At 37.2% G+C, this 7684-nt stretch carries 8 protein-coding genes and 1 tRNA gene; 3 read left to right on the forward strand and 6 right to left on the reverse strand.

Annotated features, from left to right (window positions below):
- Window positions 1-126: 126 nt before the first annotated feature.
- Window positions 127-2049: a squalene--hopene cyclase gene (shc, locus tag C4E06_RS22705; RefSeq protein WP_107670655.1), complete on the reverse strand. Its 1923-nt coding sequence runs from the start codon at window positions 2047-2049 to the stop codon at window positions 127-129.
- Window positions 2050-2323: 274 nt separating this feature from the next.
- Between shc and C4E06_RS22710 the strand changes: the two genes are divergently transcribed.
- From C4E06_RS22710 to C4E06_RS22720, 3 genes are all read left to right on the forward strand, one after another.
- On the forward strand, window positions 2324-2695 hold the full coding sequence (locus C4E06_RS22710) for an EamA family transporter (RefSeq protein ID WP_107670656.1): 372 nt from the start codon (window positions 2324-2326) through the stop codon (window positions 2693-2695).
- A gap of 73 nt (window positions 2696-2768) precedes the next feature.
- Window positions 2769-2842, forward strand: a tRNA-Arg gene (locus tag C4E06_RS22715).
- Window positions 2843-2857: 15 nt separating this feature from the next.
- Window positions 2858-3253 carry a RidA family protein gene (locus tag C4E06_RS22720; protein ID WP_107670657.1) on the forward strand — a complete coding sequence of 132 codons (396 nt, stop codon included), beginning with the start codon at window positions 2858-2860 and terminating at the stop codon, window positions 3251-3253.
- Window positions 3254-3261: 8 nt separating this feature from the next.
- On the opposite strand, the gene C4E06_RS28370 is transcribed toward C4E06_RS22720, so the two are convergent.
- The 5 genes from C4E06_RS28370 to C4E06_RS22735 all read right to left on the reverse strand — a co-directional run bounded on the left by C4E06_RS28370 (window position 3262) and on the right by C4E06_RS22735 (window position 7576).
- Window positions 3262-3438 (reverse strand): hypothetical protein, encoded by a 177-nt coding sequence (locus C4E06_RS28370; protein ID WP_009544352.1) that lies wholly within the window; start codon window positions 3436-3438, stop codon window positions 3262-3264.
- Between the two features lie 149 nt (window positions 3439-3587).
- Window positions 3588-3866 carry an LPP leucine zipper domain-containing protein gene (locus C4E06_RS22725; protein WP_009544353.1) on the reverse strand — a complete coding sequence of 93 codons (279 nt, stop codon included), beginning with the start codon at window positions 3864-3866 and terminating at the stop codon, window positions 3588-3590.
- Window positions 3867-4051: 185 nt separating this feature from the next.
- Window positions 4052-4537, reverse strand: coding sequence for a hypothetical protein (locus C4E06_RS28375; protein ID WP_198648960.1), 486 nt, complete (start codon window positions 4535-4537; stop codon window positions 4052-4054).
- Window position 4538: 1 nt separating this feature from the next.
- The gene (locus C4E06_RS28380) at window positions 4539-6242 is read right to left on the reverse strand and encodes a hypothetical protein (RefSeq protein WP_198648961.1); all 1704 of its coding nucleotides are present in this window, start codon (window positions 6240-6242) and stop codon (window positions 4539-4541) included.
- A 68-nt stretch (window positions 6243-6310) separates the two neighbouring features.
- Entirely contained in the window at window positions 6311-7576 is a 1266-nt protein-coding gene (locus tag C4E06_RS22735; protein WP_107666572.1) for an RNA-guided endonuclease TnpB family protein, read from the reverse strand.
- Window positions 7577-7684 lie beyond the last annotated feature (108 nt).

Raw genomic sequence — 7684 nt, forward strand, 5'->3', positions numbered from 1 at the left:
ACCCTAATGCGTAGTGCTATAACACTCAGAAATCAACAGGGAAGGGTTTAGCAATGCTAAACCCCTACGAGTTTCAAAACGCTAATCTTTTCTCGCTTCTTCTTTGAAAAGAAAAAAAGATAACTATCAGTTGGCCATTAATTTTTGATAACGTCCTAACGCAATTAAAGGAAAATAATGACGGTAGAAATGATAACGGATATAGAAATGACAAGGAAAACCGGTTCCGGTAAACTCGGATTCTTCCCAAGTTCCTTCTTCGGTTTGGGTGTTTAATAAGTAATTAATTCCTCGTTCAATACTATCAGTTTCAAACTGATTTAAGGCTTCTCCTGCATCTAATAAACCGATGAGGGACCAAGCAGTTTGAGACGGGGTACTAACGCCTTTTCCTTTGAGACTAGAATCGTTATAACTCCAGCAGGTTTCCCCCCATCCTCCGTCCTCATTTTGACAGCTTAATAACCAGTTAATTCCTTGTTCGATTTGGGGTCGATGTTTTTCGGGGTTAATAACAGCTAATGCCGATAAAACTCCACTGGTTCCATAGATATAATTCACCCCCCAACGACCGAACCAACTGCCATCTTTTTCCTGTTCTTTGTAAAGATAATTCAGGGCTTTATCGAGGCGATCGCTTGACATTTCTAGGTCGCAACTGCCCACCATTTCCACTACTCTAGCAGTGACATCGGCGGTATTGGGATCGATCATGGCTTTTAAGTCACCATAAGGCACTTCATTTAACCAACCTTGGTTATTATCCACATCAAAAGCGGCCCAACCTCCTGGTTGACATTGCATGGTTTCTATCCATTTTAAACAGCGATCGATGGCGGCTTGTTTACGGCCTTCATCGGGTAATTTTAGTCCATTTAACGCCATGACCACGGTGGCAGAATCATCGATGTCAGGGTAAAAACGATTAGTAAATTCAAAGGCCCAGCCGCCGGGTTTTCCTGTTTTATTTTTAACTGCCCAGTCTCCATATTCAAGGACTTGTTTATCTAATAACCATTTTCCTGCTTTAACTAAAGAAAAATGATCGTTAGGTAATCCTGAATCTGTCAAAGCGCGTACACACCAGGCCGTATCCCATACAGGAGAGACACAAGCTTGCACCCGATAAGTGTCGTTTTCTTCGATAGAAAAGCGATCAATGGCTTCAAAACCTCGTTGAACAGAAGGATCATTAACATCATAATTTAAGACGCGAAAGGCTAACAAAGAATTAACCATTGGGGGCATAATTCCGCCCCAATCTCCTGTTTCTTGTTGATGGTTTAACATCCATCTTTGGGCTGCTTGAAGTCCTTTTTTTCTAAAGGGAACTAAGTCAACTTTTTCAGCGAATTTGAAGACCTTATCTAACCCCAGAAAAATGTCACCCCAATTGTTATTTTTCGGTAATTCATACTTGACATTTTCGATGCCTTCTGCGTATAACTCATCGAGATTAAAGATAGGATCAACGGCAAAAACAGGCTTATCATTAAAGACAATAATGAGAGGAACCGTGCTTTCTCTTGCCCAACTTGCCATTTCATAGATAGTAAACGGAAAACTATCAGGAAATAACATGATCCAGGGGGGAATTGAAGGGATTCCTTTCCAGCTATAACAACCAATTAAAGCAAGATGAAACTTAGTAAAAATTCGGGTTTTACTAATACCCCCTTTACTAATAATAAAATCTTTAGCCCGAAGTAAAGCCGGGTCATCTTGGGGAACCCCTAATAAACGCAGGGCCATGTAAGCTTCAACGGAGGTGCTAATTTCTCCCCCGTCTCCATAGAAGAGTTCCCATCCTCCCTGTTCCCGTTGTTGCTGACGTAGATAAGCTTCAACTTTGTGTAGGGGGCGAGTTTGATCGGTTCCCCAGATTTTATGGAGTAGCACTGTTTCGGCCGTTAGGGTAATATTAGACTCTAATTCGGCCCACCAGTAGCCTTGAGGATATTGTCGGGACAGTAAATAATTTTGGCTGGCCGTGATGGCCTCCTTGAGGGATAAAGGGGATTGATAAGTCTGTCTATCTCGCGTTTGCATCGTTAATTCCGTTACACTCCTTCGATATTTCTTGTGGTCCACTGTGTGGGTTTAAATCAGCAACCCATAAGTCTATTTGTCCTACGGGTTCAACATTTTTAAATTATAGTTCTTTCTCCATAAGCCAGAAGAATCTCAATAACTTACTCTCAGTCCCTGACAAACATCGGAATTAAGGAAGATTAAGCAATTTTTTTTTGGCCTGAGTCTAGTCCTTTGGGAAAACTTAAGATAGATTAATAAACTATAGTCTTTTGTCACGGAGTACGGGGTTGTGAGTTTTCAAGAGTTTTGTTTATTGTTAGTTTCGGTATTAACCAGTGCGATGGGGCAATTATTCCTAAAAATGGGAGCCACCAAATTAGGCAAAGTCGATGGGAGTAACGCAGTCAGTCATATTTTAAATATCATCCTAACGCCAGAACTCATCTTAGGACTCTCCTGTTATGGTTTAGGTGCGATCGCTTATATTCTTCTATTAACCCGTGTTAATTTGAGCGTTGCGGGGCCTTCGGCTTCGATTATTTACGTCTTCTCTGTGTTAATTGGTTATTTTGTCTTTAAAGAAACCATCCCCATTCATCGGGCCTTTGGCTTAGGGTTTATTATCTGTGGGGTGATTTTAGTGGTTTGGAAAGCCAGTTAAAAAGAAATTTCTTTGACCCCCTTGCGTAAATCTAGTTAGCTGTGCTACGATAGTTAATCGTTGAGAAAAACAAGGGCTTGTAGCTTAGTGGATTAGAGCGTGTGGCTACGGACCACAAGGTCGGGGGTTCGAGTCCCTCCAAGCCCGTCAATATTAAACAAAATGAGTGATATGCGAGTTATTTCGACAGATAACGCTCCTGCCCCTGTGGGTCCCTATAATCAGGCGATCGCAGCCCAAGGGCAGTTATTATTTATCTCTGGACAAATTCCCTTAGACCCCAAAACGGGGCAACTGGTTGGGGACACTGATATTAGTCAGCAAACCCAACAAGTGATGAAAAATATAGAAGCGATATTAAAAGCAGCGGGGGCAAATTGGCAGAATGTGGTTAAAACCACTGTTTTTCTGAGCAATTTAGAAAACTTCGCCCCTATGAATCAAGTTTATGCTCAATATTTCCCAGAAGCGACCGCACCGGCTCGAGCTTGTGTAGAAGTATCCCGTCTTCCTAAGGATGTTTTAGTCGAGATCGAATGTATTGCGGTCATTTCTTAGGTTAGACCTTAAATTAAATCAAACTGATGGCAAATGACCCCACACACCGCCGCTAAGACGGTAATTCCTAAAGCAAGAAACGGGTTTTGGCCTTGGGCAACCGCAAAGGAAGTAACAATACCAGCACCTAAACCAGCCGTTAAAGCAGCACTGACGTAGTCTTTATCTGTGTTTTTCTTATACATAGAGTTTGCTCGATTGCTTTCATACAATATTTTTGACGTTGCTCAAACGTAACATTCTCTTGCCCCGGACTGTAAGGAAATGGGTCGAATTGCAATCAAGCTTTAAATTTAGCCATATTTCTTAACAATAGCTGACCATAGAAGATCCTCTATTTTAGGACCGATGTAATAATGACGGTAATGGTTGCGCTGGCAATTAAAGTAAAAGCGAGTTGCACAACCCATTGTGTTGCTTGTCGATAGTCGGAAAAACGCTCATCAAACCGCTTCATTTCTGATGATAAGGTTTCAACATCGGATGCTAAGTGTTCGACATCAGAGGATAAGTGTTCAACATCAGATGTCAGTTTTTCTACATTACCTGTAAGTTTATCCAGTTTTTGGATGACATCGGTTAAAGTGGGTTCTGGGTTAGGGGTTGTGGTCATTATTTTTCTTGAACATATCTCCTTGACAACTGCTTCAATATAACTTTATCTTAGCCTATTTTTTAGAGGACAGAAGGCTAACTCTGGTGTTGATTTATCTTATTTAATTTATATGTTTACCTTTTGATAAATCATAGGTTTAGCTCTGTTAAAGAGTTATGAGCACCAGAGTTAGTATGAATGGTTTAATTTAGACTAAAGTATTCATTTTGAGGATAAACACTAACAATGGTATTTCCGACTTCAAAAAACATTCCATCTTGTTCTGTTTTAGCAATTTTTAGATTGGGATATTTTCCATTAAGTTCATCGCTAGTAAGTCCCTTGACATTAATTTCATCTGGAAGTAGTCCTGTTGCACCAATATAGAACACTAATGGAGATACACTATATCGATAAATTTTCTCAACATAATTATCTAACTTTTGTTTAGCGTCGGTTAAAGCATCAATATAACTGTCATGACTAACGGATTGAGAATTCCATTTTAGAGGTAATATTGTTAATAATTTATCAGCCCCTATTTTTTCTAAAATCGGTTTAAGACTGTCATTGTTTTCTATGCCTAAAAAATTATCGAATAAAGGTTGCATTACCTCATCAATTTTAGTCAGTTTAGTTCGAGAAGAAAGGGTTTTGTGACCAAAAACAAGATTTTGTTGTAAGGTCATGCTAAAAGTAGGTTTTTTTGATTTTTTCTCCTGTTTCTTGATCGTAAGCTTCATAGATACGTTCTAGAAATTTATTTGCAGAATGTAGTTTACTGAAATTGAGAATTTCTGTGGTGCCAATATCAATTTTATAACTAACTCTTGAATCCACTGTTCCTTGAGTTAATGCTTGTTTTAAATCTGTATATTCTGTGGTTGTCGGAAAATTTAAGTACAGATTCTTAGACAGATAATATTGTTTTAATTCATCTAATTGTTCGGAGGTATAAACATTAGATTCTTCTTTGAGATGGGCTGATAAAATACTACTGAGAATTTTGGCTTGTAATAACTCTTCAAATACTCCCTCTATACTACCATAACTATCTGCAAAATTCACCAAAGGAAGATTATCTAAACGCACATCGTATTCACAACGAAAATCATATTGATCTACTAATTGGCCTTCTTTTTCTAAAACTCCTTTTGCTTTTAATTCTTCAAACACTTGTTTATTATTAATTTTGACGCGCAAAGATTGAATATTGATTTCTCCATCACCGACTAAAGTATAATTGTTATAAACATTTAAGTCATTGACTAAAATTCCAGCTACTTCTGTGATTTGTTTGTCATCTTCTACTCTAACTAATTTTACTTTGCGGGTAACTAACATATTAATGTTTGCTGTATTCCGATTAATTTCAAACGTTCCCATTTTGACATATTCCCCTCCATCAATTGTTTCTGTTTTAAAGCTAGGTTCAACTAAATTACCATCTTTATCTCTTTTACCTTTAATTCTTTTTAATCCTCGTCTTTGATAATTATCTTGTAAATGCTTGAGATTGAGAATGATATTATTATTATGGGTTTCTAAAATATTTAAAATCTCCATAACTGTTGGTTTATTGCTAATTTCAACTCCGTCTAAAATTTCATGGGATTCTAAAGTTGATGGATTGAATATGACTTGTTCAACGTCTTGAGTAAATTCGGAAATTTCTTGATTTGTTAATGCTTTAGCGTGTTTTTTAATTAAGGTTTTATCAAAGGTACTCACTAATCCATATTTAGCGGTATTAATGTTACCTTCTGATAAGTTGCCTTTAACAAAAGCAAAAACAGATTCGTCTTGTTGTTTAATGGGAACATCGCTTAACTTATTATATTCTTCTTGGGTAATTTTTTTGTATTTATAAAAGGTTCCTTCATCTTCTGTTTTGAGTCCAATAATTCTTAAGGTTTCTGATGATCCATTAATTTTCTTAGCTGTTTTAGAGACAAAGACTTGATAATCATACTCCTTAATCAAGGTTTCTTCAATGGGTGGTGTAACAGAACCAATTAACAGTTCAGACGTTTCTGAAATAGAGTCATAAATCTCTTTAATATTCTTCGTTTTTAAGCAAGAACCTGATAAATTATTGGAAATTTTCGAGAGTAATTTAAAGTCAGCATAAGAGTAAGAAATTGTGTTGACAAAGACATTAAATTTACTTAATTCTTGATTAAGTTGTTCTAAATGACGAGATTCTCCATTATAGCTAGGATGATTTGCATAACCGTCACTATGTAGAGTAATAGCGGTTAATTCCCCTTGTTCTCCTGGGGTTACAAACTCTTCAATTAGGGTTTTTGCCATTTCTAAAGATTGAGAAATACAAGTTAATCCTCTGGTTCGTATGGCTTTAATTTCTTGGAGATAAGATGAGTCTTTTTCCATTATTTTTGTAATGGGAATTCTGTGACGTTCTCCCTCCGTTAACCGCTTGGGCGGTATAACGGGGGCTTCTAAAACAGAGATAACTGCATATACTCAGTTCCAGAAGTTTCCTGCTTCACAGGCTGTCCACTGACTAAGCCTCCACAGGCAGACGGGATGAGACCCACCCCATGTATTTGCAATGCCTTTTTTATAATATTAACTGCGGCGTTTTCATCCCTATCCATTGTCAAATTACATTTCGGACATTCATGTAATCTAACTGATAGTGTTTTCGGAACTTTATGACCACAGCTTGAGCAATTTACTGTCGTTCCATGAGGACTAACTTTGACAAACCAAACGCCGCGTTTTACCGCCACTGCTTCTAATTTTGTTAAGAAATTTCCCCAAGCGACATCTAAAATACTCTTAGCCAATTTAGTTTTAGCTAACCCTTTGATGTTTAAGTCTTCACAAGCAATAAAATCATAATTATTGACCAACCAATGTGCTGTTTTGTAGTGCCAGTCTTTTCGATATCTAGCAATTTTTTGATGAGTTAAAGCTATTCTTTTTTGTTGTTTCTCATAGTTTTTTGACCCTTTATTTTTTCTGGCTAATTTACGTTGTTGACGAGCTAAATGCTTTTGTCGATTGCGATAAATCTTTTTAACAGCAACTGTTTTTCCTTGACTGGTAGTCAAAAACTCTTTTAATCCTACATCAATTCCAACTGCTGATTTGATATTATCTATGGGAATAACATTCGGAATCGTCTCATCTTCTGCTGTAATACAGACATAGTATCCATCTGCTTTTTTAACGATTGTAGCTGTTTTAAGAATAAAACTTTCAGGAATCGGACGATGGATTACAACTGGTATAGCTCCCCATTTTTTTGTCCAAAGACAATTATTTTGAAACTTGATAACAGCTTTGGGATGATTAACTCTCGAAAAACTAAAAGACCTTAATTGACCAGCTTTTTTAAATCTAGGTCGCCCTCCTCTTTTACCTTTTTTATCTGGAACTAACCATCTTTTCCAGGCTTTTTCTAATCTTTGAAGATTCATCTGTTGAACTTCGCAGTAGATATTTTTGTAGTCAGGAAAGAGAGTTTTTGTCTGTTTTAAATCTGATTGTTGAGTGTAATAATTAACTTTTTCTGGTATTTCTCCTATGGTTTCACTAATTAAACTGCATCTATCAATAGCACATCGAGTCCGTCTTAACCAGTCCAAACGCTGACCTAGCGCATAGTTCCAGTGACGACGTAAAAGTTCTAACCACTGGTTTATACACTCTGCTTGCTTTTGATTAGGCTTGATTCGGTACTCAAATGTCAGTATCATAATACTATTATTGTAGCACTTATCGTTGTTAATGAACAATAGTTATAGTAAAGAAATAGGTCAGTTTACTTACTTGCCGTACATATTGTCTTAGTGACTAAATATCGG

Source organism: Cyanothece sp. BG0011, assembly GCF_003013815.1.
In the GTDB taxonomy this organism is placed as follows: Bacteria; Cyanobacteriota; Cyanobacteriia; order Cyanobacteriales; family Microcystaceae; genus Crocosphaera.

Excerpts from the sequence above, each read along its gene's own strand:
- shc (WP_107670655.1), bottom strand. The coding sequence starts at position 2,049 with ATGCAAACGCGAGATAGACAGACTTATCAATCCCCTTTATCCCTCAAG.
- C4E06_RS22720 (WP_107670657.1), top strand. The coding sequence starts at position 2,858 with ATGAGTGATATGCGAGTTATTTCGACAGATAACGCTCCTGCCCCTGTG.
- C4E06_RS28370 (WP_009544352.1), bottom strand. The coding sequence starts at position 3,438 with ATGTATAAGAAAAACACAGATAAAGACTACGTCAGTGCTGCTTTAACG.
- C4E06_RS22725 (WP_009544353.1), bottom strand. The coding sequence starts at position 3,866 with ATGACCACAACCCCTAACCCAGAACCCACTTTAACCGATGTCATCCAA.
- C4E06_RS28375 (WP_198648960.1), bottom strand. The coding sequence starts at position 4,537 with ATGACCTTACAACAAAATCTTGTTTTTGGTCACAAAACCCTTTCTTCT.
- C4E06_RS28380 (WP_198648961.1), bottom strand. The coding sequence starts at position 6,242 with ATGGAAAAAGACTCATCTTATCTCCAAGAAATTAAAGCCATACGAACC.
- C4E06_RS22735 (WP_107666572.1), bottom strand. The coding sequence starts at position 7,576 with ATGATACTGACATTTGAGTACCGAATCAAGCCTAATCAAAAGCAAGCA.